A 25,715-nucleotide genomic window follows, 5' to 3' on the forward strand; every position below is an offset into this window, starting at 1 on the left:
CCTTCAGGCTTTCTTCTTCCGCGTCGCCTTCGGTTTGGGCGGTGGTGGCGGCGGGGCACCGAACAGCACGTCGTTCGGCCGCAGGATGCGATCGAGTACCCAGCACCCGCGGGCGTGGCTGGCCTTCTCGGTGGTGTGCTTCTCCGTCCCGCGTAGGTGCCGCAAGACCGCCTCCGAATCGCAATCGGCGTCCAGCAGTGCGTCGGCGAGGATCGGCATTCGATCGAAGGCCCGCTCGTCGTCAATCCCCTTCGCCAAGCCGATCACGGTGTCGGTCCGCCAGGCGTCCTCGAAGCGGTAGTCGCCGAACGGGTTGCCGACCAGTTCGTGGAGGAACCGCCCCAGGGCTTTCCGGACGGCCCGGTCGGCCACGTCCTCGTCTTCCAACCCCCGCGTCTGCCCCTGTTCGTCGGTCCGGCGGACGATCTCCTCGGCCTTGGCGATTTCGAGCCGCTTGTTCTTCGCCCCCGCCGACAAGTCGGCGAGTTCGTCCCCCTGCTGTTTCAACCGCAGGGCCGTGGACGCCGCCCGCGCACAGTTCGCCCGGGCGAGCAGGGCGTCTTCAATCCCGCTCGCGGTGCGCAGGGTAGTTTCGCGGTTCGGGTCCGCGAACAGGGTTCGCACAGCTGCCACCGCTAGTTCGACCGGTTGTTCCGCCAGCGAGACGGCTTGCACCGCGTACCGGCCGGCGGCGACGAAGAGCGGGAACGCCGGGGCGATCTGGTTCGGCCGCGTCAGGACGGGTTCGTCGACGTCGCCGATCATCGCCGGCCGAACGAGGTCTTCGGTTTCCGTCCGCACCCGGGCGAGGAGGGCGGGCAGGCCGTCGTCCAGGTCGGCCACCCACTTCTCGGCCATCGCCGGCGTCAAGGTTTCCGCCTGCCGTTCGACGAACTCGACAGCGTCGCGCAACTTCCCTTCCGGGATCACGTCCCACCGGCGGCGGAGGAACGCCGCGGCCAGGAGCCGCCACCGTCTCGGGGTGAACCGCGGCTCGACGTGGGCGAGCATGTCGTCGGGTTGCGTACCCGTCAGCCAATCCTGTTCGGTCATGTCGAGGCTCAGTAAGTTCGGCACGCCATGAATGTGGCATGATCGGGGAGGGCCGACCAAACCGCCCGCCCGCCCGACTCGTATTCCAGTCAAAGCCCTCGCCCCCTTAGGGGCGGGGCACCGGGGAAATCCCCACGCGGAAGAGTAATTATCCGCCGCAATTGCTACCATGATACGAAACGGAATTGTCCCGAACGTCAGTTTGCGAACTCCCCGGTGAAACCCTTCACCCTCGGACGGGGATCGGGTATACCTACAAAACGGACGCCGACCGCGAGGGCCGGGACAGACCATGCGCACACTACCAGTGTACTGGCACGAGGGGATGTTCCTCCGTCCGCACCACTTCCAGGCGTCGGACCGGTTCTGGACGGACTACACCCGGCAGTCGAGCCGGTGGGATTCGCCGTACAACTGGGGCATCCGCCGCATCGACATCGACCAGAACGCCCTCAAGACCTACTCGTTCGTCGTCCACTCCCTCCAGGCCCGGATGCGGGACGGGGCGATCGTCCGCGTCCCGCAGGACTGCAACCTGGGCGAAATCAACCTGCGGAACGCCTTCGACCAGCAAGACCTCGTGGAAGTCTTGTTGGCCGTGCCGACGCTGGAAGTCGGCCGCAGCAACGTGGGCGGGACGAATGAGGTGGACAAGCGGTTCCGCGTCGAGACCGACGGCCGCGTGCCGGACGAGAACGACGGTAAGAACGAACGGCCGCTCCAATTCCGCCGCCTGAACCTGGCCCTCTTACTCACGGGCCAGGACACGGCCGGATACGAGACGCTCCCCATCGCCCGCCTCACGCGGTCGCTCCAGGGGGAGACAGCACCCATCCTGGACCGTGCCTTCATCCCGCCGGTTCTGGCGACCGAAGCGTGGCCGGAACTCCGCAGCGAGATCCTCCAGCCGATCTACTACAAGATCGGGGCGAAGGTGCGAGACCTCGGCGGGACGGTGCGGGACCGGGAAATCAACTTCCACGAGACCGACTCGAAAGCCCGCCTGATGCTCGAGCAGGTTCACATGCTCAACCAGGCGGCGTCCGTCAGCCGGTTGCTGGCCCGGACCGACGGCCTGCACCCGCTCGTCGCGTTCACGGAGTTGTCCCGGTTGGTCGGGCAGTTGGCGATTTTCGGCCCGGACCGCTCGTGCCCGGAACTGGTGGACTACGACCACGACGACCTCGCCAACGGGTTCTTCGAGTTGAAGCGGATTCTAGACCAACTGTTGAACATGATCGGGGCCAACCAGGAGTTCTACCAACGGGCGTTCAGCGGCCACGGGCTCCAGATGCGAGTCACGATGGACGAACCATGGCTGGCGGACAAGTGGTTGATGTTCGTGGGCGTGGAGTCGAACCTGGCGCGGGGGGAAGTCATCTCCCTGCTGACGAGCGGGCAGATGAACATGAAGATCGCGTCGCCAGAGTCTGTGGCCGGCGTCGACCGGGTCGAGACCGTGTACTCGAAGGGCCACCGCGGGATGGACTTCCGGTACGTCGCCGACCCGCCGAAGGTGCTGCCGCAAACGAACAAGGACACGTTCTTTTCCATCGCGCGGAACCCCGACGAGTGGCCGCTCGTGCAGACGAGCCGAAAGGTCGCGATCCGGCTGAACGAACGACTGTTAGCCGGCGACCTCGAAGGGAAGCGGGAAGTCTGCTTGAAGGGCGTTCCCAACAAGCAACCGATCCTCCGGTTCACACTGTACGTCGTTCCGAAGGCGTAGCCGCGCCCCCGGCGGCAACCGCACTCTCTGGATGCAAGACCCCATGGGCAACGACCTCACCGGCCACGTTTTGGAAGTGATCGACTACGGGCTGAACCTGAAGGGCCGGGTGCTCCGGAGCGAGAATGTTCTGCTCGACGCCGAGAACGCCCGGTTGATTCAAATGCTCTGGGCCAACGCCGGGGTCGGCGGCCACCCCGAATACGGCGACCGCGTGCTCCGGCCGGTCGTGCCGGAGAACACCGACTTCCTCGGGGTGCGGTACGCGCTGGCCTGTTGGCTCGACGAGATCTTCATCAACGACGTGTCCCAAGCAAACACCGATTGGTCCCGCCGGTGGCAGGAGAAGTCGCTGGAGGCCCAGATTTACGGCGGCGGTCAAGAGCGGGCGTGGCGGTTCTGGGTCCAGGCCGGGTTGGCCATTCAGCGGCCGGCGGCCGAAGCCGTCGAGCCGTTCTTGTGGTGTGTCATGCTGGGGTTCCGCGGGGCCCCGTCCACCCTCAGCCCGCCCCAGTGGGTGGAAGAGGCGCGGAACAAGGTGATGCAGAACCGCAAGCGCGAGTTGGCGCTCCCCGCCGAGTTGGGTCTCAAAACGAACGTCCCGGCCCTGCGCGGCCGCGACCGCTTCCGCGCGGCCGGCCGCGTGCTCTTGCTCATCGTGGCGCTCGCCATTTTCGTCGGCTCGGCCGTTCTCGCGAAATATCTTTCCACCGACTAACCTCCCTCGGGTCGCGATGCAAACCCTTATCCAACTGTTCGTCGCCTTCGTCAACGGGATTCGCAGTAGCGTCGGTCTGGTCCTCCCGATGTTCGCGGAGGCGGCCGACTTCCGGTCGTGGCCACGGTGGGTCAAGTTTCTCGTCCACGTCATTGCCCTCGGCTCGATCCTGTACGGGCTGTACTGGCTGAACAACCACTGGCCCTTCATCCAGAAGTTGTTGAAGTCGAAGGCCACGGTGGACGTCCAGAAGGTCTACCTGCCGCTCATCTTCGTGCTGATTTACGTCCTGAGTTGGCTCGGCTACTTCTGGTGGAAGTTGTTCAACCGCGGCGACGCGGCCGAGTACCCGGACATCGCGGCGGCGTGGGCCGACGCGACCCGCAAACTGACCCAGGCCGGCATCGCGCTCGGCGACGCGCCGCTGTACCTGATCGTCGGCCACCCGTCGTCCGGCGACGACGCGCTGTTCCTGGCCGCCGGCAAGCGAGAATTGGTCCGCGCGCCCCTGGCCGTGGATTCGCCGCTCCGCGTCTTCGCCAGCCCCGACGCCATCTACGTCTGTTGCGCCGGGTGCTCGACGTGGGGGGCGTTCGTCACGGCCTTGACGTCGCCCGAGGTGAGCGGCGTACTCGACGCGGGGGACTCGACGGACGCGGGCAAGACCATCACGCCGGGGCAGGCGTTGCAGGGCGTGGACGAGAAGGTGCAGGAAGAGTTCTACCGCCTGCTGCAAACGCAGAGTGACCGGCCGCTCACCGCCGAGGAAGACGCCCGGTTGCGGGAACTCGGCGACATGATCCAGACGACCAAGGCGGGCGGCATCCGCCGCGTGTCGCTCTCGAACGAGACCCTCAGCGTCGGCCCGCGGCGACTGGCGTACCTGTGTCGGTTGATCGTGCAGGACCGCCGCCCGTGGTGCCCGCTGAACGGCATGATGGTCCTGCTGCCGTGGGGGGCACTCGACTCCGACGAAACCTGCCGGACCGCCCTGAGCGTCCTGTCGGCCGACCTGTCCGTTGCCCGGGCGACCTTCCGCCAGCGGTACTCGCACTTCGTTCTGGTGTGCGACCTGGAACAGGCCGACGGCTTCGACGAATTCCGTCTGGGGTTCTCGAAGGTCTCGAAGGAGATGCTCAAGCAGCGGATCGGTCAGCGGTTGCCGCTGGTCCCCGACCGCCCGGCCGAGGATGTGCCCGCGGTGATGGAACAGGTGGCCGATTGGATTCGGTTGAACGTGCTGGCCGCGTGGGTGATGAAGTTCCTGCGGCTGGAGTGGCCGCCGGAAGCCCGCCGCGCGACCACCTTCATCCCCGGGTTCAACCAGAAGCTCTTCCAGTTCTTGCACGATCTGTTCGTCCGCGGGCCGCGCCTCGCCCGCATCTTGTCACGCGGCCTGCCGGTTGAGGCCACGGCCTTGCCGGGCGACACGGTGGCAGCCCTGCCGCTGGTCGCCGGCTGCTACCTCGCCGCGACCGGCCGCGACGAGAAGCACCAGGCCTTCGTGCCCGGCGTGTTCCAGCGCATGGTGGAAGCCCAGAGCGCGGTCAGTTGGTCGGCCGAAGCGGTGAGCGAGGACCGTGCGTACTCGCAGTGGACGGGCCTGCTGTACATCGCGGCGGTACTCCTTCTGGCGATCTCGGGCGGGGTCGTTTACTTGCAATTCTTCAAGACGTGATCGCGACTCGATCGGTGGGAAACCAACGAGCCGCCCGATCCTTCGGGCGGCTCGTTCGCGTTCGAACGACCTCAATAGGTCAACTGCGTGTTGAGGAAGAAGTTCGTCCCCGGGCGGTACAGGGCCGGCGCACCGGTCAGGATGTTCGCTGCGATCGGGTCAAGGTGTTCGCGGTACAGTTTGTTGCCGATGTTTTCGACGCCAGCGGTAACCAGGAAGTTCTTCCGCACCTGCCAGAAACCGCGGATGTCGAAGGTCGTGAACCCAGGGGTCGTGAACTCGCCGAGGCTCGTCGCGACGGCGTTCTGGCCGTTCACGATGCGGGCGGCGAACTCGATCTGCCACTTCGGGATGTCTTGCGTGCCGTGGATCCGAATCCCGAGGCGGGTTTCCATCGGCGGCATTTGCGGCAACGGTTCCGTCTCGGTCGCGAACGCCCCGGTCACGGGATCCTTGCGGCGACTGCTGGTCACGAGGGAGCCGTTCGGGGAGGGTGTATTTCGCCGATTGTCCACGTGGGTCTGGTCAATCCCCTGCACGTAACTGAGGGTGGCGAACGGCGAGAGCCAGCGGGTGACGTTGGCCTGGAGGTACATTTCCGTCCCGGCCAGGGTGGCCAGGTCCGTGTTCGAGAAAACAACCTGCGTCAGGCCGCCGGACGTTTGGTTCGCGTCGTACGTGATGTAGTCGTTGATGAGGGCGTAGAAGCCGCTCACGCCGGCCTTCAGGTATTCTGTGTCGTACCGCAGGCCCACGTCGAACTGGTTCAGCCGCTCCTTCGACAGGTTCGGGTCGCCGATCAAGCGGCTCGTGCCCTGTTGCAGCACACCGATGAACGGCCCGGACGAGTACAGTTCGGTCAGCGTCGGGGCGCGTTCCGAATAGCCGTAGCCGAGGAACAGGGTGGTCGTGTCCGACACCTTGTAGTCCATCGTCGCGAACGCGGCGAGCAAGAGGAACTCGCGGCTCAGACCCCGCTGGGCCGCTGCCGGGTCGGTCGAGTAAATGCTCGGGTCTACCGTCAATCGGTTCGACCCGGGGACCCCTTGTGCCTGCCCGAACAAGTCGATGTTCCCGGTGATGAGCCGCGGGTCGCTGGTCGTCCGCACGCCGTCGATGCGAGCACCCGACTTGAGTTTGATGGACTCGCCGATCGGGAGGAAACTTTCAAGGAACAGACCGGGGTTCACACTCTCCGAATTCGGGATCGACTGGGTTTGAACGAGGGTCCGCGAACCGTCGGACGTTGGGATCGGCGGCAACCCGGCCGGTTGCGGGCCTTGAAGGATCTGGATGTTTTCCGTCAATCCCTGGCCGAAGACGTTCAGGTCGGTCCCGAGGGTGACGGTGAGTTCGTCCTTCAAATTCCCCCACTGCCCGGCAAGCCGGTACCCGATGGACCGCTCGCCGAACCGGGTCGTGGACTGGTCGTAAAGCTGATACCCGCCCCCCGGAATGGTCCCGGCCGGGGTGATGAACGGCTGGTTGAAGGCGTTGTTGAGCAATCGGTTGACGAACGCCTGCTTCGACCCGCTCTTGGTGTTGCCGCTGGACGCGGTGGTGTTGTACCAGAGGTCGGCCGTGGCCTGGTCGAACGGCCCGAAGTTGCGGGCCAGGATTCGCGTGCTATACGCCTCGGTGTCGGCGGTGTCGACGTCGAAGTACAGGCCGGGGAACTCGAGGTTGTTCTGGAAGCTGCGGATCGCCTTGATTTCAATCGACAAGTCGTCGCGGAGGTCGAAGCCGAGGCCCGCGCTGAAGTTATTCGCCTGGTAGCTGGACGGGACCACGATCCCGTTGCCGGCGTGGTAGTCGCTCCCCTGGAGGACGTTGTAACTACCACGGAAGCCCCAGTCCGAGCCGGCGGCACTCACGACCTGCAGGCCGTTGTACTGACTGCCGTTTACCTGGTAGCCGAGGGCCGTCGACCCGTGGTACTCGGTCCCGGTGGACCCGGCTTGCGCCCGCGGAGTGTTCAGAGTGTTGATGTTGATGTACCCGAACGCCGGCCCGAGGAGGGTGGTGTACGGGCCGCGGATGACTTGCACGTCGCGGATCTGGGCCGGGTAGAACTTCGACACCGGGGTGTCGAGGTCGAGGCGGCCGGGGAAGTACGGCACGCCGTCGCCGAGGGCGTAGTATTGGCCGTTCCGCAAGCCCCGGAGGCGGGGGTCGCTCACGATCGCGTTCCGCCGGGACACCTCAACGCCGGACGCCTGGTCCGACTTACTGAGCAGGCCGGACAGGTCCGGGGCGTTCAACGCCTGGGCCGGTTGCTGGCCGCCGGCCGCGGAGACGGCGGGGGCCTGTTGCCCCGGAGCAGCTTCCGCGTTGATGTTCACGACGCTGGAGCTCCCCCCTGCGGGCGGGGAGGCCGCGGCGGGTGCCGGGGCCGGTGCCGCGGCGGGTGCCGGAGCAGGTGCCGGGGCCGTCGGAGTTGTCCCCCCACCCGTTTCGGGAATATTAAGTTGCGCGGGGATGAGAACCCCCTGGGGCGATTTCGGCAGATCGATCGGCACCACGGCCGGAAGCGCAGTCAAGTTCGCCGGTGATCGGGGCAAGTCGGCCGGGGACTGTCCTAACACGGCATTTGCACCGAGTAGTCCTCCGAGTCCGATGCAACCCGCGACGACGTTCCACTGGAACCGTTTCATGAATAATCCCCCGGACGCGATGATGCCGCCGTGACTTACTCGGTTAATCGGGTCGTTAAAGCCAAAAAGTTCAAACAAATTGTTAGATGTGGAGTAATCGGCGAATTCCGCGTAGACGGCACAATCAGAACAATCCCCCAACCCCCCAGGCGTTCGAGGATTTGAGTCGAAAAATGAATGGATGGGATTCTTGGGACATTTTCGCCGAGTGGGAACTCCTATCGTGTGCGACCGCTTATGCCGAGCGGCTTCGGGTAACAATCCGATCGCTCTCGGGCGAGAGTCGGCTTTTCTTGAAACCCCTTTCCCCGCCCGTAAACTTCCGTCACGTTCTCTTACCTCTTCCCCCTTTCCGAGGCGGCTCATGGGCTTTCATCAGACTTCCACGCACAAGAACGGCAAAGGCAGTTTCCACCAAATCGGCCTCGTCCGCGGACAGTTCGGCAACGTGCCCGAGGCGAAATGGATTCCCTTCCTGCAAGAGAGCGGCTTCGACGGCTGGGAAGAAGCGTCGTGGGAACTCGACCTCCGTAGATGCGACACCGACGAAGGGGCGGCCGCCTACGCCAAGGAACGGGTCGAGTTGGCCAAGAAGCACGGCCTCGAAATCTTCACCGTCGCCACGCACCTGCAAGGGCAAGTCCTCGGCGACGAGCCGAGCGCCAAGACGCTGAACTTCTGTAGCGGCAAGGGCGAGGCGAAGGCCGCGTACAAGGCGTGGCGGGCGAGCTGCAAGAACCCGCCACGGACCGACCCGTACTTCGTGCCAGAGGAAGTCGGCAAACTCATCCACGCCGAGGCGAAGAAAGACCTGGAAGCGTGCGTGCGATACGCCGGGCACCTGAGCAAGTTGCAAGGCCGCAAGGTCGCACTGCCGGGGTTCGTCGGCAGCCCGGCCAACTGCTGGAGCCACTGGTTCCTGTTCCCGCCCCTCCCCGGCGAGATCGAAGGTTACAAGCTGCCGGACGTTCGCGAACTGTCGCTGGAACTGCTCGTCGAGCGATTCGGCCCGGTCTGGAAGATGTGCAAGGAGTACGGGGTGACGTTCGACTTGGAGTGCCACCCGTCGGAACGCGCGATGGGCGACATCGAGAGCGCCGGCGATTACATCAACTACATGAACAAGGCCGGGTTCGAGGGCACGGTCGGCTTCAACCTCGACGGCTCGCATATGGAATGGCAGAACGTCAGCGTGATCGACTTCATCCGCGAGTACCCGGAGTACATCCACTGTGCCCACGTCAAGGGCGTGTGGGTGGCCCGCGAGCACTGCCGGGCGGGTCGGCTCGGTGGCCACCGCAACATGGGCCACTGGGCCAACGGCTGGAACTTCGTCACGGCCGGCACCGCCCGCGACGCGAACAGCCTGGAGGACATCTTCATCGAGTTGAACCGCGTCGGCTTCGACGGGGCGGTGAGCATCGAGTGGGAGGACAACGACGCCGACCAACTCGCCGGCGCGAAGGCCGCCCTCGCAAACTGCCGCAAGGCCGACCTGCCGCCGAGCGGGATGAAGCACGACGAGATGCTGAAGGGGTAACCATTCTGGCGGAGCGCGGCTGACCCCGCGCTCCGCTTCGCTACACGATCACTTCAACACGCCCAACTTCTTCCCCACCTCCGTAAACGCCGCGATCGCCGCGTCGATCTGTTCCTCGGTGTGGGCCGCCGACACTTGCAGCCGAATGCGGGCTTGGCCGTGCGGCACAACGGGAAAGCTGAAGCCGATGACGTAGATGCCACGGGTGAGGAGTTCGTCGGCCATCTTCGACGCGACCGCGGCGTCGCCGAGCATCACCGGCAGGATGGGCGTTGGGCCGGGCTTGATCGTAAAGCCGGCCGCCTCCAGGCCGCTCCGCATTCGCTTTGTGTTCGACTTACTCTTCGTTCGCAGTTCGCCACTCGTCTCGACCAACTCGATTGCCTTCATGCCGGCGGCGACAAGGGACGGAGGCACACTGTTGCTGAACAGGTACGGCCGCGAACGGTTCTTCAGCCAATCGACGATCTCGGCGGACGCCGCCGTGAAGCCGCCGCTGGCCCCGCCGAGCGTTTTGCCGAGCGTGCCGGTGATGATGTCGATGCGGTCCAGCACGCCGAGTTCTTCCGCCCCGCCGCGGCCGTTCGCCCCGAGGTGGCCGGTGCCGTGGCAGTCGTCGATGGCCACGATGGCGTCGTACTGGTCGGCGAGATCGCAAATCTCCGGCAGCTTCGCCAGGTCGCCGTCCATGCTGAAGACACTGTCGGTGAAGATCATCTTGAAGCGGCAGTTCTTCGCCTCTTCGAGCTTCGCCTTCAGGTCGGCCATGTCGCTGTGCTTGTAGCGGAAGCGTTGGGCCTTGCAGAGCCGCACGCCGTCGATGATGCTGGCGTGATTGAGTTCGTCCGACAGAATCGCATCCTGGTCCGACAGCAGCGGTTCGAAGAGGCCACCGTTCGCGTCGAAGCAAGAGATGTACAGAATGCTGTCGCCCTTGCCGAAGAACTTCGCGATCTGCTGTTCGCACTGACGGTGGATGGACTGCGTCCCACAGATGAAGCGGACCGACGACAGACCGTAACCCCACTCCTTCAAGCCCTTCTCCGCGGCCTCCACCACTTGCGGATGGTTGGCGAGGCCGAGGTAGTTGTTCGCGCAGAAGTTGATGACCTCCCGCCCGTTGACGGTGATCGTCGATTTCTGCGGCGTCTCGATCCGCCGCTCGGCCTTGTACAAGCCCTTCGCCTTCAGGTCGGCCAGTTGGTCGCGAAGGTACTCAGTCAATTTCGCAGACGGCATCACAGGGTCTCGGCTCAGAGGAGTGTTTTTTTTTCCGGGTGAAGGTCGAGAGGTTGCGCGACGGCGGCGGGTGCGGTGGCCAGAGCCTTCCGCTTCCGCCACTCCCGCCAGCCCTTCCAGAGCAGCGGGGCGATCGAAACGAGAATTACGGTCGCGGCCAAGATGTCGATGTTCTTCGCCCAGGTGAATTCGGGCTTGCCGAGAGCCTTTTGGAAGATCGGGTCGGCCAAGTCGATCACGAAGTAGCCGAAGAGCAACATGCTCACGACCCAGGCGATGCCGCCGACGACGTTGAACACGAGGAACTTGCGGTAGTTCATCTTCGCCGCCCCGGCGACGACCGGCACGAACGTCCGCACGATCGGCATGAAGCGAGCGAAGATAATCGACTTGCCGCCGTGCCGCTCGAAGAATTCGCGGGCAGTGGTGAGGTATTCCTGCTTGAAAAACCGGCTGTCTGGGCGGTTAAATAACGCCCCGCCTGCCTTCGCACCGATGCCGTATCCGACCGTGTCGCCGATGATAGCAGCGACGCTAAGGGCGGCCATTAGAAGGCCGATGTCCCAGTTCGCGAGTTTCGGACTCGCGACAAGACCCAACACCACTAGCAGCGAATCGCCCGGTAGCAGGAAGCCGATGAGCAGGCCGGTTTCCGTGAAGACGATGACGCACACGGCGGCGAACGCGGCCCAGAACACGCCCGGTTGGTTGAGGGCCGTCTTGAACTTCTCCGGGTCGGAGAGGTTCCGCGGGTCGATGATCGTTAAGAGGATGTCCCAGAATCGAGCGAAGAAATCCCCCATCCGTGGCTCCCTACAGAATGTCGCGGTCCAGTCTAAGTTAGGAAGTGCCGGGCGTTCGGGCACTTCTTTCGGCCGAGAGTATCCCACATCGCGAAGAGTTCGGGAAGGGCTTCTGGCGCGTTCCCCACCACTCAAATCCTGAAACCCCTTCGCACCGCGGCCGCCCTTCCGGTACACTGTGCCGGTCCGCGAAACCTTGCGGGGTCTTCGCCGGTCGGTACAACCCATACAGTAATGACTACTCCCGTTGCGTGAAAGGAATCCACACCATGAACCGCCGCCGCACGCTCCTCGCGACCGCCGGACTGCTCATCGTCCCCGGCATGACGCTAGCGTTCTTCAACCGCCCGTATTGCCCGCCAGTCCACTGGGTCGGCCACCCAGTCCCGGTCTACGTTCTGCCGGTCGATCCGTGCGTTTGCCCCGCTCCGATTCCGGCCCGGCTCGCGGATTGCCCGCCGGCAATGAACCCGCCGCCGACCCCGCTCAACCCGCCGAAGGTGATGGAGAAGACCGAAGCCCCGCAACCGAAGACCGTCAGCCCGGCTGCGGCCGCCGAGCCGATGCCGGACAAGCCGAAGGTCGAGAAGGTGGAACCGCCGAAGGGCGAGTTGGCGATCCCCTCCCCGGCCGTCCCCGAGACGCCGGTCGAGAAGCCCAAGCCGAAGACACCGGAACCCGCTCCGGTGCCTGCGCCCGCCCCGCTGACCATGCCGCCCATCGACGTAACCCCGGCGAAGCCGAAGAAGGACGAACCGCCGAAGGAATTGACTCCGAAGATCGACCTAACGCTGCCGAAGAAGGAAGAACCGCCGAAGGAGTTGGCCCCGAAGATCGACCTGACGCTACCGAAGGTTGACGTGCCATCGCCGAAAGTCGAAACGCCGCCCAAGCAGGACATCCCAACGCTGATCCTGCCGGTGACCGGCGAGCAACCACCAAAGAAGCTGGACATCCCTACGCTTCCCCCTCTGACGTTGCCGAACGTCTCGGAATCGAAGTACACGCCAGTGGACGCACCGAAAGTCCGCGTAATCCCCGTCGAGGGTCGGCGGTCGGCCGGGAACCAGACGGTCAGTCTTTACAACTACACCGACCACCCGCTCGAACTCCAGATCGACGGTAAGGCGACGCAGGTGCCGGCCAAGTCGCTGGTGTCGCTGTCGTTGCCGGACAGCTTCGCCTGGAAACTGGGCGAGAAGTCCGAGACGGCCACCATCCCGTCCGACGCGGCCGGGCTGAGCATCGTCATCCAGTAACCCGCAGAACCGCCGCTCCCCCGGCGGTTCTTTTCTTTCACCCCGGGGAGTAGTTCGGATGCCTCTGAATCGTCGCTCGTTTCTCGCCGCCTCGGCCGCCGGCCTCGCGGCCGCAAGTCACCCGTCGGTCGCAAACGCCGCAGACACGAAGCCGAAGGTGCGGAACCCCATCGGCGTCTCGACCTACTCGTTCTGGCAGTTCAAGAACGCCGACCTCCGCAGCATCGAGAAGTGCATCGACCTCGCGGCCGAGATGGGCTTCGACGCCGTGGAGATTCTGCACCGGCAGATGACCGACGAGTCGGACGGCACTCTGCAAAAGATCAAGAGACACGCCTTCGTCAACGGCTTGTCGTTGTGCGGATTCTCGACGCACCAGGGGTTCCTCTCGGCGTCGAAGGAGACGCGCCAGAAGAACGTGGACCTGACGATCAAGCAGATCGAACTCGCCTACAAGATGGGCATCCCCACGATGCGGGTGAATACCGGCAGGTGGGAGACGAGCAAGAACTTCGATGAACTGATGAAGAACAAGGGCATCGAGCCGCCGACCGCGGGCCACACCGAGGAAGAAGGCTTCGGTTGGGCCATCGACAGTCTGACCGCGTGTCTGAAAACGGCCGAGAAGTGCGGCGTGACACTCGGCCTCGAAAACCACTGGGGCCTCGGCCGCACGCCGGAGGGCGTCCTGCGGATCGTGGACGCGATCAAGTCGCCGTGGCTGCAAGTGACCCTCGACACGGGCAACTTCCTCGAAGACCCCTACGACAAGTTGGAGAAGCTCGCCCCGAAGACGGTGCTCCTTCAAACGAAAACGTACTACGGCGGCGGCACGTGGTACACGCTCGACCTCGACTACGACCGCATCGCGAAGATCATGCGGAAGGCCAACTACAAGGGCTACGTCTCGCTCGAATTCGAGGGCAAGGAAGACGCACGAACGGCCGTGCCGAAGAGTCTGGAGTTGCTGCGCAAGGCGTTCGGCTAACGACAGCGGATGTCGTGGTACTCTAGCGGGTACTCGAAGTCTTTCCGAAGCGGGTGGCCGACCCAGTCGTCGGCCATCAGGATACGCCTCGGGTCGGGGTGGCCGGTGAAGCGGATGCCGACGAGGTCGTACACCTCGCGTTCGTGCCAGTCGGCCGTCCGCCATAGGTGGCTGACCGTCGGCACTTCGGGCAGTTCTCCCGTCACGCCGTCCTTCCATCGCGGGAGGATCACCTTCAGAGTGAACCGTCGGCCGGGGAACGCGACGCTCGACAGGTGGTACACGACTTCCAAGTGCGGTTCGAAGCCGGCCTTCGCGACCTTCTTGGCGTCCGTCTCCAGATAGTCCACGCCAGAGATGTTATTCAACAGGTCGAACCGCAGTCGTGGGTCATCGCGGAGAAAGCGACAGACCTCGACCAACGCGACGACTTCAACAGTCGTCGGCTCGCCGGCCGAAACCGTGCCGGGAAACTGTTGAAGCAGCAGCGCATGAACGTCCGCAGATGTCATCTCACCCCTCACGCCTTCGCAGGTTTCGCCTGTTCCTTCTGAGCCTTTTGCGCTTCCAGCGTCTTCTCCGGCGTGCCGTACTCGTCCGGCAACTGCACGCGGCCGGTGCGTGTCGGCACAAGCAGTGGGTCCGCGGTCGGTTCCTTGGCGATCGTTTTCATCGTGCGAATCTTGTCCTGCACCCGCATCAGACCTTCGAGCAACGCCTCCGGTCGCGGCGGGCAGCCGGGCACGTAAACGTCCACCGGCACGACGAGGTCCACGCCCTTCACGACGTTGTAGCCGTACTTGTAGTACGGCCCGCCGCCGCAGGTGCAGGCGCCCATCGCGATCACGAACTTCGGGTCGGGCATCTGGTTGTACAGTCGCCGCACGCGCTCGGCCATCTTCAGGTTGACGGTGCCGGCCACGACCATCAAGTCCGCCTGCCGCGGCGTCGCCCGGAACGCTCCGGCCCCGAAGCGGTCGATGTCGTACCGTGGCCCGCCGACGGCCATCATCTCGATGGCGCAGCACGCGAGGCCGAACGTCATCGGCCACAGCGACGACTCGCGCGCCCAATTGATGGCGCTGTCGAGACTGGTGACGACGAAGCCGTCTTCGAACCGGTTGCCGAGGAGTGGGGGCATCAAACGACCTCCGATTCGACGTGTGGAACTCGTGCGGTTTCAGCGACGGATACCGGCTCGTGCGATTCCAGGCTCCGGACCCATTCCAGGTCGCCACGCTTCCAGAGGTAGGCGAAGCCGACAAGCAGGATGGCGAAGAAGACCAGCATCTCGAAGAACGCGAACTGCGCAAACGCCTGGGCCGCCGCTGCGTCCGGCAGTCGCAATTGACCCGGTGTGAGACGGTTGGCGATCTCCACCCGTTGCGGCTCACTTAGGGATGGGTCGGCCAGTTGGTTCGCGCTGCCGAAGACGACGGCCCACGGGAAGAAGAACGCGATTTCCACGTCGAAGATCACGAACAGCAGGGCCACGACGTAAAATCGCAGATCGAACTGCACCCACGCCGGGCCGACCGGCTCTTCGCCGCACTCGTAGGCCTCGCCCTTCTCGGCCGTCGGCTTGTCCGGCCGCACGAACCAGCCGACGACGAGGTTCGCCGACAGCAACATCGCGCCGACGGTCACGAACACGAGCAGGCAAACGACGAGTGCGGTCATACCTTCGTCCACACGGGCAGGCTGATCTTCTTCGACTCGTGGACGGCGGTCGGGTTGAGCGTGTCCTGCCCCCACGCCACCGCGAGCGGCAGTTTGGCGTAATCGACGACGCAGCCGTCGCGGGTGTAGCAACTGATGTCGTGGTTCGACCCCATGAAGATGCAATCGACCGGGCACGGGTCCACACAGAGCGCACAGAACATGCACTTCGTGTAGTCGATCTTGAAGCCCGTCACCATGAACCCCTTCGCGGGCGGCGGGGCCTTCTCCTTGTCGATGTAAATGCAATCGACCGGGCACGCGCGGGCGCACTTGTCACAGCCGATGCAGGTCGTCAGGTCGAAGCGGTGGTAGCCGCGGTACCGCGGGCGGATCGGAACAGGCTGTTCCGGGTACGCGAACGACGTGGTGAACGGCTTGCGGCGATAGGTCTGGAGGAAGGTCGAGAGGGTCACGAACATGCTGGACGCGAGAGTCGATGTCGCGCGGCCGACGTTGCGAAGCCAGTGAATCATCGGCGTCTCCTCTCGTGCGAGCGAGCACGCCGATGATTCTACCAACAAATCGACTACTGGACGCCCGAGATCCGCTGATCGGTCACGTGCGGGATGTGCTTCCAACTCGTGCGGAGGGCCAACTTCTTCACAAGCTCCGTCTTGTACTGGCCGGCGGGCATGCTATCGGCCGGCTTGGACTCAAGCGGGGCATCGACGAAGTACTGGGCGAACTCGTCGCCGGTCGCCGTTTCGTGGACGACGACGGTCGCGCTCGACTGGCCCATGTACATGTTCCGGCCCGTCCCCGGTTCGTACAGGTTGAAGGCCGTGATCGTCATTTCCAGGGTGTACTCGGCCCCGAGTTCCTTGCCGATGTCGGCGGCGTTCATCGACCGCCAGCTCGGGTGCGACGCCTTGTATCGGTCGAGCTTCGTCTGGTTGACGACCGTGACGTGCGGCTTCTTGTCCTTCGTCTGCTCGTCGAACATGCGGACCATCGCCGACGTGATGTCGCGGTCCAGCCCGGCGAATTCCAGGCTGCCGACGGGCGAGTTCACGAGCACGGCGACCACGACTTCGCGTTTGTCCTTCTTCGGCTCAAACGCCTTCGCCTCGGCCGGGGCGCGCTGGTCGCCCCGGAAGAGGAAGTAGCTGAGCGACGCCGGATCGCACCCGGCCCCGGCCAACAGAAGAATCGCCATGACGCAGCCGCGGCGGAGCCACAGCAAAGACTGGTTCATCCGTGAACCCCCCAGGATGGTCAGAACACCAGAACCCAGACCCACCGCGCGATCATCAGCACGAGGATCACGCCGACCGCGAAGGTGAGGAACATTTCCCCGTTCCGCACCCACAACAGTCGGCCGCGGACCGCCCCGTACAACCCCCACGGGATCAGGCCCAACCAAAACACGGCCAGCAGCGTGCCGACCCAGTTCGCCTTCAACGAATTCCACACGTCGGCGTGAGCCAGGAGGGCGAAACTCGTGGTCATGCCGCACGACGGGCACGGTTTGCCGTACATCACCATCATGTTGCACGGCGGCATGCCCAACTGCGTATGCGTCGCCTGACTCAGCGGCGTGCCGTCCTCGGAATACGGGTGTAGCCACGCCGCGATGCCGAGGACCGTCAGGAAGCCGAAGGCCATAATGGCCAGGAGCACCCGGGCGAACCGGCCGATTCGCTCGGTCGCGGGAACCCACAGGTGTTCCTCGTGCCGCCACTGCACCGGCCGAACGATCGGCGGGTTGGGTGACACGGCACCTGGTTCTTGATCGGGCACGATAGCCTCGGTGTTGGGAGAATCAAGGCGAGTTCGGCCACTCGCGAGAATGTTTCCAAATTGTACCGGAGCGAGAGGAATTGTGGTCACGATCCCCGACGCGATCCGCGCGTTCTTCGCAGTTCACGCCATTCCCCCCGGCGGCGTCGCGGCCGTGTCCGGCGGACCGGACAGCGTGGCCTTGCTGCGGGGTTTGGTCGCGGCAGGGTGTGGGCCGATCACCGTGGCTCACGTCAACCACCAACTTCGCGGGACAGAATCGGACGCCGACGAAGGCTTCGTGCGAGAACTCGCCACCTCACTCAGCGTGAACGTCCGTTCGGCCCGGCTGCCGGTCCCGCCGCGGGAGAACCTCGAATCCGCCGCCCGCCGTTTGCGGTACGAGTTTCTGCAATCAGTCGCGGCCGACGTGTCGGCCAACTGGATCGCGACCGGCCACACGGCCAACGATCAAGCGGAGACGGTGCTGCACCGCCTGATCCGCGGCACGGGCGTTCAGGGATTGCGAGGGGTTGCCCCGAAACGAGGCAACATCATCCGCCCGTTGCTGCACGTCTCACGGGCCGACGTGTTGGCCTACCTTGCCGCGACGGGCCAACTGACCCGCACCGATTCCACGAACGCGGACCGCCGCTTCACCCGGAACCGCATCCGGCACGATCTGCTGCCGCAACTGAAGGACTTCAACCCCGAGATCGTCCCGATTCTCGGCCGACTGGCGGAACAGTGCGATGACGTTTTCGCATACTTGGAGCGAGAAGCCGAAGAACTCTTGCGGCGGGTCGAACGCCCGCGGGCAGGATCGCTGTTGATCCTCGACGCGACCGCGTTGGAACCGTCGCCGGCCGTGCTGGTGCGTGAAATGTTTCGGCTGCTGTGGCGGCGCGAAGGGTGGCCGATGGACGGCATGACCTACGCCCACTGGCAACGAGTTGGATCGCTACAACCGGCAGACTACCCCGGCGGCGTACAACTGCGGCGCATCGGCCGGGTGGTTCAACTTTCGCGGCGCTCGTAAAACATCCTTCTGAGACTCTGAACCTTGAACCTGGTGTGAAATGCTCCGTCCGATTCGCCGTGCGTTGTTCTCCGTGTCCGATAAGACCGGCCTCGTGGAGTTCGCCACCGAACTGCACACGAAGTACGGCGTGGAACTGATCGCCACCGGCGGCACGAAGAAATCGCTCGCCGACGCCGGGCTGCCGGTGAAGGACGTGAGCGAGTTGACCGGCTTCCCGGAAATCCTCGACGGCCGCGTGAAGACGCTACACCCGGCCATCTACGCCGGGCTGTTGGCCAAACGGAGCAAGCCGGAGCACATGGCGACGCTGGCCGAGCACAAGCTGCCGGAAATCGACCTGGTGGTGTGCAACCTCTACCCGTTCGAGCAGACGGTCGCGAAGCCCGGCGTGACGGAAGCGGAGGCGATCGAGAACATCGACATCGGCGGCCCGTGCATGGTGCGAGCGGCGGCGAAGAACTTCGACGCCGTCACAATCGTGGCCGACCCGAGCCTGTACGACGAAGTGATGGGCCAAGTCGCCGAGAACCAGGGGTCGTTGACACGGGAGTTCCGCCGGGAGTTGGCGTCGGTCGCGTTCCAACTGGTCAAGCAGTACGACGAGGCCATCGAGGAATACTTCCTGAGCACCGGCGAAGACGCGAGCGGGGACACGCCGACCGACCCCGATCAAAGCATGTGGGACGACGAGTTCGACCCGCCGTTCAACCTCCTGCAAACGCTGCGGTACGGCGAGAACCCGCACCAGAGGGCCGCGTTCTACGCCGACTTCGAGGTGGACCGCCCCTGCGTCGCGACGGCCGAGCAACTGCACGGCAAGGAACTCAGTTACAACAACATCCTCGACCTCGACTCCGCCCTGAACCTCGCCCGCGAGTTCACCGGCCCCGCCGCGATTGTCGTGAAGCACAACAACCCGTGCGGGGCGGCTACCGCACCGACCCTCGCAGAAGCGTTCCAACTGGCGTGGGACGGCGACCCGCTCTCGGCCTTCGGCGGCATTCTCGCGTTCAACCAGGACGTGGACGAAGCCACGGCACAGGCGATCATGACCGGCGAACGGTTCGTCGAGTGCATCGTCGCGCCGGCGTACTCCGAGGCCGCGCTGACACTCCTCAAGGGGTGGAAGAAGAACGTCCGCCTACTGAAGACAGGGCCGCTTTCCGGCGCCCCCGAAGGGTTGGACTACCGCCGCGTGGACGGCGGATTGCTCGTGCAAACGCGAGACGTGGGGGCCGACGACGTGGCGAAGTGGGAAGTGAAAACGAAACGGCAACCCACGCCCGCCGAACGCGACGCCCTGTGGTTCGCGTGGTTGGCGTGCAAGCACGTGAAGTCGAACGCGATCGTCCTGGCGAGTGACACGCAACTCGTCGGTGTCGGGGCCGGGCAGATGTCGCGGGTGGTCTCGGTGGGCATTGCCGTGCAAAAAGCCGGCGAGCGGTCGAAGGGATCGGTGCTGGCGTCGGATGCCTTCTTCCCGTTCCCGGACAACGTGGAACTCGCGGCGGCGGCCGGCGTGACGGCGATCGTGCAGCCGGGCGGCAGCGTGAAGGACGCGGAAAGCATCGCGGCGTGCGACAAGCACGGCATCGCGATGCTGTTCACCGGCGTGCGGCACTTCCGGCATTAATTAGGCGAAAGCCCATGCACGGCCGTGCGTGGGCTTTGTCGGTCATCCCAGTCCGTGGCCGACCAGTTCGATGAACACATCTTCCAGCGTCGGTTCGACCTTCTTGAGCGTCTGAATCTTGCCGCCCCCGGCAATGACGCCCTGCACCACGCTGCCAATGATTGAATCTTCCTTTAGGGCGACCTTCAGTTCCACCGTCGTCGGCGTTTCCGTTCGCGTGGCCTGATGAACGCCGGGGAGTTTCGATACGTCGGACAGCACGTCCCGGCCGGGCGAGAGGCTCAGTTCGAAGATCGGGTACTCCTGCACCTTCCGCTTCAGGTTCGCGGGGGTATCGCAGGCGAGTACCTTGCCCTGGTCGATGATCGCGAGGCGGTCACAGAGTTCGTCGGCCTCGGCCATGTAGTGCGTCGTCAGCAGCATCGTGCGGGCCGGGTTCTCCTTCATCCACTCCTTGATGAAGCCGCGGATGTTGCGGGCGGCCGTCACGTCGAGGCCGAGCGTCGGCTCGTCGAGGAAGAGGATTTTCGGGTCGGTGATGAAGCCGCGGCAGAAGTTCATCTTCTGCCTTTGACCCGTCGAAAGATGGCTCAGCCGCGAGTTCGCCTTCTCGGTCAGGCCGACGATGCCGAGCATGCGGTCGATCCGTTTCGCGACGAGTTCGTTCGGCACGCCGTAGATGCGGCTGAACATCCAGAGGTTTTCGCGGACGTTGAGAATGCCGTAGCCACTCGTTTCGCCGCCGGACACCATGTTGATGATCGGGCGGAGTTGTTTGGCGTGCGTCACCACGTCGAGGCCGTCGATCTCGGCGGTGCCGGCCGTCGGAGCGAGGAGCGTCGTGAGAATCTTGATGAGCGTCGTCTTGCCGGCCCCGTTCGGGCCGAGCAAGCCGAACAGTTCGCCGGGGCGAACTTCGAGGTCGACGCCGCCGAGCGCGACGAAGTCTTTGACTTCCTCGGCCTTCCTGCGGCGGAGCCAGCCCTTGCGCGGCTTTCGATAGAGGCGGGTCAAACCGACGGTGCGAATCGCTGGAACTTCCATATCGAGAATTGTAGGCACGCCGTTCGCAAAAGGGTGTGCCGTTCCGCAACCCCCGGAGGCCTTTCCCGTGCGATCACTCGTCCTGCTCCTCCTCTTCGCGTCGGCGTCCTTGGCCGACGACCCGAAGCCGACCGTCACGCTCGACCTGTGGCCGGGCAAGGCCCCCGGCGAGACGAAAGACCTGCCGCCGGAAGCCCTCAACGTGCCCAAAGCGGGGCAGATCGAAGTGAAGCGCCTCGGCAACGTCTCGAAGCCGCAGATCAGCGTCTACCAGCCCGAAAACCCGAACGGCGCGTGCGTGGTGATCGCCCCCGGCGGCGGCTATTCCATCCTCGCCATCGAGCACGAGGGGACCGACGTGGCGAAGTGGCTGAACTCGCTCAAGGTGACGGCGGTCGTGCTGAAGTACCGAGTGCCGAAGCGGGAAAAGCAGTCGCCGGACAACCTCGCGATGCAACAAGACGCGCAGCGGGCCGTGGGTCTTGTTCGGAGCAAGGCGAAGGAGTGGAAGCTTGACCCCGCGAAGATCGGTATGCTCGGCTTCTCCGCCGGCGGCCACCTGACGGCGTGCCTTTGCACGAACAACGAGAAGCGTCTCTACGACAAGGTCGATGATGCCGACGCAGTGTCATGCCGGCCGGACTTCGCGGTGCTGGTCTACCCGGCGTACCTCGTGAAGAAGGACACGACCGACGTGACGGACCAACTGCCCGTCACGAAGCAAACGCCGCCGACGTTCTTCGCCCACGCCTCGGACGACCCGGTGTCGTGCGAGAACAGCATCGGCTTTTACCGGGCGTTGAAGAAGAACGGCGTGCCGGCCGAGATGCACCTGTTCGCGAAGGGCGGCCACGGCTTCGGAATGCAGCCGAACCGCGGCCCCGCGAGCGACTGGCCGAAGTTGTGCGGCGACTGGATGAAGGCGACTGGGATCGTGAAGTAACGCAAGACGCCCCAGCGGTTCTCGCCGGGGCGTCTTCGCTCAAGCCGCTATTCCTACTTGTCGTTCACCTTCTTGTCATCATCATTGCCATCGGTCGGGGCGGGATACTTGCCGGCCTTCAGGTCCGCCAGAATCGGCTTGATGACGTCGGCCGGCAGCGTCCACGTTTCCACCCGCCCGGCCCGGGCGATGTTGATGCCCAGGACGTGGCCTTCCAGGTCCACGAGCGGGCCGCCGCATTCCGTCGGCTTGATGGCCGTGTCGTGCATGATAACCTTCGGGAATCCAGTCCGGCGGGCCGACAGTTCGCCGCTGAGCGTGTTCTGATAATCGCCCCGGTCGAAGGCGGCCTTCTTCACCAGCTTGACCTTGTACTCCTTTTCCTCGTCGCCACGGCGGATCAAGAGTTTCACGGTCTCGCTCGGCTTGTAGCGGTCGAGGACTTTCTTCATATCCTCGAACTTCTTCACCGGCTTGCCCGCGATTTGGAGGATGATGTCGCCCGGCTTCAGGTTGGCAAAAGCCGCCCCACCGCCCTTGGTGACGCTGCCGATCTCGATCCCCTCGTCCTCGCCGGCCTCGTTCTTCGCCGGACCCGCCGTGATGCCGAGGAAGCCCTTGTTCAAATTGTCGATCAGGCTCTCTTCGCCGTAAAGTTTGCGCGACCCGGCGCTGACGATGCCGACCGCGACCGGCTCGGCTTCAGCACTGGTGACGGCCACCCAGTTGCCGACGGCCGCGTCTTTCGCGTCCGCGAAACTCCCCACGGCCGGAACGTCTCCCGCGTCGATGCGGAGGAGGGCCAAGTCGGACGGCTCGTGGTATCCGAGGTACTTGGCCTCGTACTCCGACCCGTCGGCTAAACGGACACTAATCACGCCTTTAAGGTCGCTACCCTTCGTGAGAATCAGGCCGCTCTTATCGACGACGGTGCCGAGGACAACGTCGCGGTTGTCGCAACGAATCCGCACGGTCGCGGCCGTCGCCTTCGCGACCGCGCTGGTGAACAACTTCGTGATCTGCTTCTTGCCGTCGTTGAACGACTCGGCGAACACGGCGTTCCCGAGGAGGACGAACGCGAGAAGGGCCATCGAAATGCGGGCAAAGGGCTTGAGCATGTGAAGACTCTTTCGAAGGTGGACGAGAGGATTCGGTGGGGGAAGTCGTCAGTTCGCGGCCCGGCGGCGGACGCGGGCCAGGGTGACTTTCGCCTCAAGCGTTTCGTCGCCCCGTTGGACTTCGACCGTGGCCACGTCGTTCGGCCGCAGCTGGGCCATCATATCGTCGAAGTCCTCACTCGTGGGCACAGCCTGGCCGTTCAACTTCACAATCAGGTCGCCCTTTTTTAGTCCGGCCTTTTCAGCAGGGGAGTCGGGGGGGAAGTCGTCGATCCGCGGTTGCTTGCTCTTCTCCCGGCTGAGGATCACGCCCATCACCGCCGTGGCGTCGCGGCCGATCACGTCGCCGCGAACGAGCCGCTTCCATTCGTCCTGGTACGCCTTTGCAGCCACGTGGATGTTGTCGTCCAACTTCTCGCCGATGCGGCTGTGAATGCCCACGAGTTTGCCGGTCAGATCGAAAAGGGGACCGCCCGAGTCGCCGCCGACCAGCGTACAGTCGGAGCGGAGAATTTTTGCGCCGTCACCCGCTTCCACGATCTGGCCGAGCCGGACCGGTGCCCGACGGTCCGGCTTCGGGCCGCCGGGGTGGCCGAGCGAAACGACCCACTGCCCCTTGTGCACCTTGGTCGAATCGCCGATCTCGACGAACGGCCATTTCCCTTCCTTCGCCCCGGGCCACGTCGCGCCTTCCGGGACGGGTTCGTCGATCTTGACCATGCCGCTGTCAAGACGGGCGTTCGTGCCGAGGATCTTCCCCTTCACTTCAATGTTGCCTGGGAGCCTTAACCGGAGGACCGGCGGCTTCCGATCGCGCTCCCGCCGTTGGCCGGGGACGCCGAAGCCGAAGACCGGGGGTTCAACGACGTGCGCCGCGGTCAGGACCAGGCCATCGGCACTGACGATCACACCGCTGCCCGCCCCGACCGACTGCGGGCCGGGCTTGGACGGATCGACTTCGCCGAGGATGAGTGCCACCGTTGCGGGCGTGACCTTCTCGACCAAATCCTTGACGGTGTCCTGGAGGGCTTTGACTTCCTCTACCGTGTCGGGGGCCGTCGTGCGGGTGGGATCCCAGACGACCTTCTTTGTGTCGGCCGCAGGAATTGAGATCGCGAACAGAGGGGAGAGGAGGAGAGCGAGGGCAAACCGTCGGAAACTCATGGAGGTCAGGCTCCGGAGTTGTGGAACGAACAAGGCCTACACCATCATAGCCCAGTCATTCCGGCCGTGGGAAAAGTCGCCACATTTTCCTAGCGTGCCCAATTCGCGGCCCAGATGCAAGAGTTTGATGGCCGAGAAGTTGCGAAAAGAGAAGAGTTCGACGGGTCGCAGGGGTGAGAAAAGTGTGGGAATCTGGACAACTATCAACGCGCGGGCCGCAAGTGATTCGACACTTGCGGCCCGCGACAAAATACTGGCGATACTCACCCGACCGATCTGTTAGACCAGCGATTCCAACAGGTATTTCAACTTCCGCACTTCCGGCTCGACCGGGAACGCCGACTCGGGCATGTCGCGCACGTCCACGGTCAGCGCCCGGTCGTACCGGAACTGATCGAGGTTCGTCACGATCTTGCCGTACTCCAACTCGCCGAGGCCGATGCGAACCTGGAACGATTCCGGTTTCGCCGCCGAATCGCGGAGCCGGACGTGCTTCACGAACGGGTAGAGCTTGTCGTAGTCTTGCGGCCCGTGCTCGCCGGTCATGTAGTGGCTCGGGTCGAGCGTCAGCCCGAGGCCGGGAGCGCGTTTGCACAGTTCGACGGCCGCGAGCGGGTCGGCGGTCAGGGTGGACGAGTTCGTCTCCACCGTGAGGATCACCCCCTCGGCGGCAGCGATGCTCACCCAGTCTTGCAGCTTCGCCACGTCCGCGTCGAAGTCCCCGCCCTTCGCGGCCGCCTGCACCGAGACGACCGGCACGGTCAGCAGCCGGCCGAGGCGGCAAACGCCCCGGAACTGCTTGCGGGTTTCCAGCCCGTCGTGCTGGGCGAATCTTGCGTGGAACGCGGCAATCGCCACGTTGGCCGCCTTGAGCTTCTGGGCGATCTTCGTGAGGTCGCCCGTCAGGTCGGACGGGCGTAAGTGTGGCCCGTCTTCGTGCAGGGCGACGTCGGCCTTCGCGAAGTTCATTTCCCGGATGGTGCGCAGAGCCGAATCGAGCGTGTGCTTCGCAAAGCAAAGCGTGGAACAAGCGACGTACACGGTGTAAGCCTCCGTGATAGCGCATCCCGGCCGTGACTCCGGGACGCGATCCCCCATTTTCACCCCGCCGCTGGACTCCCCAATCCCCGGCGGGATGCCCCCCATTGCGTCTGGGTTGATACCTGGCGCGAAGGGCGATAGCAAGGGAATTCCTTTCAAAAATCCCTTCACAGAACCAACGGTTCCTCTCGCATTTTCCCGCCGCCGTCGCTATCGCCCCGGCGGGGAAATCGCGGTCACGTCGTTCGGGGGAACACATGACAAACCAGGCCAAGGCCAACTGGCACGAAACACTCGCGCAGGTGGAGCAGTCCATCGGCGACTGCCTTGCCGCGCTGGAGCGGTACGAAACGGCTTTCACGAAAGTGCTGCACGACACCCAAGCGGAGCCGATCGTGCTCCCGCCCGTGCCCCCGCCGTCGCCGGTGTGGGACGAGAAACTCGCCGCGGCCACCAAGCAGGCGGACGAAGTCGAACAACTGCTGGCCGAGCAGGAAGCCGTGTGGGGCCGCTGGCGGAGCACTTTCGGAAACTGGCAGCAGATGATGCACGAGTTGCCGACCGCGCTCATGGCGAAGCCACCCTTCCCCGGCGCGACTACAACGTAAATACGTCGTTGTCGGAGGGT

Annotated in this window: 24 protein-coding genes; 10 read left to right on the forward strand and 14 right to left on the reverse strand. The window is 64.4% G+C overall.

Annotated features, from left to right (window positions below; translation table 11 throughout):
* Positions 1–3: 3 nt before the first annotated feature.
* The gene (locus PX52LOC_RS41795) at positions 4–1,053 is read right to left on the reverse strand and encodes a hypothetical protein (RefSeq protein WP_178132591.1); all 1,050 of its coding nucleotides are present in this window, start codon (positions 1,051–1,053) and stop codon (positions 4–6) included.
* A gap of 292 nt (positions 1,054–1,345) precedes the next feature.
* On the opposite strand from PX52LOC_RS41795, the gene tssK reads away from it, so the two are divergent.
* From tssK to PX52LOC_RS34665, 3 genes are read left to right on the forward strand one after another with little or no spacing between them, the layout of a single operon-like run.
* Positions 1,346–2,782, forward strand: a complete 1,437-nt coding sequence (gene tssK / locus PX52LOC_RS34655; protein WP_149114368.1) for a type VI secretion system baseplate subunit TssK — start codon at positions 1,346–1,348, stop codon at positions 2,780–2,782.
* Positions 2,783–2,825: 43 nt separating this feature from the next.
* Complete coding sequence (locus tag PX52LOC_RS34660; RefSeq protein ID WP_168219390.1) at positions 2,826–3,500, forward strand: DotU family type IV/VI secretion system protein; 675 nt, start codon at positions 2,826–2,828, stop codon at positions 3,498–3,500.
* A gap of 16 nt (positions 3,501–3,516) precedes the next feature.
* Positions 3,517–5,178, forward strand: coding sequence for a type VI secretion protein IcmF/TssM N-terminal domain-containing protein (locus PX52LOC_RS34665; protein ID WP_149114370.1), 1,662 nt, complete (start codon positions 3,517–3,519; stop codon positions 5,176–5,178).
* Between the two features lie 71 nt (positions 5,179–5,249).
* Here the strand turns inward: PX52LOC_RS34665 and PX52LOC_RS34670 are convergent, their stop codons facing one another.
* A complete protein-coding gene (locus PX52LOC_RS34670) occupies positions 5,250–7,520 on the reverse strand; it encodes a TonB-dependent receptor (protein ID WP_149114371.1) in 2,271 nt (756 codons plus the stop codon).
* A 676-nt stretch (positions 7,521–8,196) separates the two neighbouring features.
* Here PX52LOC_RS34670 and PX52LOC_RS34680 point away from each other — a divergent pair.
* Entirely contained in the window at positions 8,197–9,372 is a 1,176-nt protein-coding gene (locus PX52LOC_RS34680) for a sugar phosphate isomerase/epimerase family protein (protein WP_149114373.1), read from the forward strand.
* 48 nt (positions 9,373–9,420) lie between these two features.
* On the opposite strand, the gene kbl is transcribed toward PX52LOC_RS34680, so the two are convergent.
* Both kbl and PX52LOC_RS34690 read right to left on the reverse strand, forming a co-directional pair.
* Positions 9,421–10,611, reverse strand: coding sequence for a glycine C-acetyltransferase (gene kbl, locus PX52LOC_RS34685; protein WP_149114374.1), 1,191 nt, complete (start codon positions 10,609–10,611; stop codon positions 9,421–9,423).
* A 14-nt stretch (positions 10,612–10,625) separates the two neighbouring features.
* Positions 10,626–11,414 carry a DedA family protein gene (locus PX52LOC_RS34690; RefSeq protein ID WP_168219392.1) on the reverse strand — a complete coding sequence of 263 codons (789 nt, stop codon included), beginning with the start codon at positions 11,412–11,414 and terminating at the stop codon, positions 10,626–10,628.
* A gap of 269 nt (positions 11,415–11,683) precedes the next feature.
* Here PX52LOC_RS34690 and PX52LOC_RS34695 point away from each other — a divergent pair, with 269 nt between their 5' ends.
* Complete coding sequence (locus PX52LOC_RS34695; RefSeq protein WP_149114376.1) at positions 11,684–12,673, forward strand: hypothetical protein; 990 nt, start codon at positions 11,684–11,686, stop codon at positions 12,671–12,673.
* Between the two features lie 58 nt (positions 12,674–12,731).
* Complete coding sequence (locus PX52LOC_RS34700) at positions 12,732–13,661, forward strand: sugar phosphate isomerase/epimerase family protein (protein WP_149114377.1); 930 nt, start codon at positions 12,732–12,734, stop codon at positions 13,659–13,661.
* Here the strand turns inward: PX52LOC_RS34700 and PX52LOC_RS34705 are convergent.
* From PX52LOC_RS34705 to PX52LOC_RS34730, 6 genes are read right to left on the reverse strand one after another with little or no spacing between them, the layout of a single operon-like run.
* Positions 13,658–14,173 carry an NADH-quinone oxidoreductase subunit C gene (locus PX52LOC_RS34705; protein WP_149114378.1) on the reverse strand — a complete coding sequence of 172 codons (516 nt, stop codon included), beginning with the start codon at positions 14,171–14,173 and terminating at the stop codon, positions 13,658–13,660. The two genes, PX52LOC_RS34700 and PX52LOC_RS34705, sit on opposite strands and share 4 nt — an antisense overlap.
* 8 nt (positions 14,174–14,181) lie before the next feature.
* The gene (locus PX52LOC_RS34710; protein WP_149114379.1) at positions 14,182–14,802 is read right to left on the reverse strand and encodes an NADH-quinone oxidoreductase subunit B; all 621 of its coding nucleotides are present in this window, start codon (positions 14,800–14,802) and stop codon (positions 14,182–14,184) included.
* Complete coding sequence (locus tag PX52LOC_RS43645; protein WP_149114380.1) at positions 14,802–15,341, reverse strand: NADH-quinone oxidoreductase subunit A; 540 nt, start codon at positions 15,339–15,341, stop codon at positions 14,802–14,804. The genes PX52LOC_RS34710 and PX52LOC_RS43645 overlap by 1 nt, the downstream gene beginning before the upstream one ends.
* The gene (locus PX52LOC_RS34720) at positions 15,338–15,856 is read right to left on the reverse strand and encodes a 4Fe-4S binding protein (RefSeq protein WP_149114381.1); all 519 of its coding nucleotides are present in this window, start codon (positions 15,854–15,856) and stop codon (positions 15,338–15,340) included. The genes PX52LOC_RS43645 and PX52LOC_RS34720 overlap by 4 nt, the downstream gene beginning before the upstream one ends.
* A 53-nt stretch (positions 15,857–15,909) precedes the next feature.
* A complete protein-coding gene (locus PX52LOC_RS34725) occupies positions 15,910–16,578 on the reverse strand; it encodes a hypothetical protein (protein WP_149114382.1) in 669 nt (222 codons plus the stop codon).
* Between the two features lie 20 nt (positions 16,579–16,598).
* Positions 16,599–17,123, reverse strand: a complete 525-nt coding sequence (locus tag PX52LOC_RS34730) for a DUF2752 domain-containing protein (RefSeq protein ID WP_149114383.1) — start codon at positions 17,121–17,123, stop codon at positions 16,599–16,601.
* Positions 17,124–17,205: 82 nt separating this feature from the next.
* On the opposite strand from PX52LOC_RS34730, the gene tilS reads away from it, so the two are divergent.
* A complete protein-coding gene (gene tilS, locus PX52LOC_RS34735) occupies positions 17,206–18,141 on the forward strand; it encodes a tRNA lysidine(34) synthetase TilS (RefSeq protein WP_168219393.1) in 936 nt (311 codons plus the stop codon).
* 40 nt (positions 18,142–18,181) lie between these two features.
* Complete coding sequence (purH, locus tag PX52LOC_RS34740; protein ID WP_149114385.1) at positions 18,182–19,777, forward strand: bifunctional phosphoribosylaminoimidazolecarboxamide formyltransferase/IMP cyclohydrolase; 1,596 nt, start codon at positions 18,182–18,184, stop codon at positions 19,775–19,777.
* A gap of 42 nt (positions 19,778–19,819) precedes the next feature.
* Here the strand turns inward: purH and PX52LOC_RS34745 are convergent, their stop codons facing one another.
* Complete coding sequence (locus PX52LOC_RS34745; protein ID WP_149114386.1) at positions 19,820–20,821, reverse strand: ABC transporter ATP-binding protein; 1,002 nt, start codon at positions 20,819–20,821, stop codon at positions 19,820–19,822.
* A gap of 67 nt (positions 20,822–20,888) precedes the next feature.
* On the opposite strand from PX52LOC_RS34745, the gene PX52LOC_RS34750 reads away from it, so the two are divergent.
* Positions 20,889–21,764: an alpha/beta hydrolase gene (locus PX52LOC_RS34750; protein ID WP_218575213.1), complete on the forward strand. Its 876-nt coding sequence runs from the start codon at positions 20,889–20,891 to the stop codon at positions 21,762–21,764.
* Between the two features lie 53 nt (positions 21,765–21,817).
* Here the strand turns inward: PX52LOC_RS34750 and PX52LOC_RS34755 are convergent, their stop codons facing one another.
* The 3 genes from PX52LOC_RS34755 to PX52LOC_RS34765 all read right to left on the reverse strand — a co-directional run bounded on the left by PX52LOC_RS34755 (position 21,818) and on the right by PX52LOC_RS34765 (position 25,087).
* Positions 21,818–22,882, reverse strand: coding sequence for a S1C family serine protease (locus PX52LOC_RS34755; RefSeq protein ID WP_149114387.1), 1,065 nt, complete (start codon positions 22,880–22,882; stop codon positions 21,818–21,820).
* A gap of 48 nt (positions 22,883–22,930) precedes the next feature.
* A complete protein-coding gene (locus tag PX52LOC_RS34760) occupies positions 22,931–24,046 on the reverse strand; it encodes a S1C family serine protease (protein WP_149114388.1) in 1,116 nt (371 codons plus the stop codon).
* A 279-nt stretch (positions 24,047–24,325) separates the two neighbouring features.
* Positions 24,326–25,087: a sugar phosphate isomerase/epimerase family protein gene (locus PX52LOC_RS34765; protein WP_149114389.1), complete on the reverse strand. Its 762-nt coding sequence runs from the start codon at positions 25,085–25,087 to the stop codon at positions 24,326–24,328.
* 257 nt (positions 25,088–25,344) lie between these two features.
* Between PX52LOC_RS34765 and PX52LOC_RS34770 the strand changes: the two genes are divergently transcribed.
* Entirely contained in the window at positions 25,345–25,695 is a 351-nt protein-coding gene (locus PX52LOC_RS34770; RefSeq protein WP_149114390.1) for a hypothetical protein, read from the forward strand.
* The last annotated feature ends 20 nt before the right edge of the window (positions 25,696–25,715 follow it).

The organism is Limnoglobus roseus (assembly GCF_008254045.1).
In the GTDB taxonomy this organism is placed as follows: Bacteria; Planctomycetota; Planctomycetia; order Gemmatales; family Gemmataceae; genus Limnoglobus; species Limnoglobus roseus.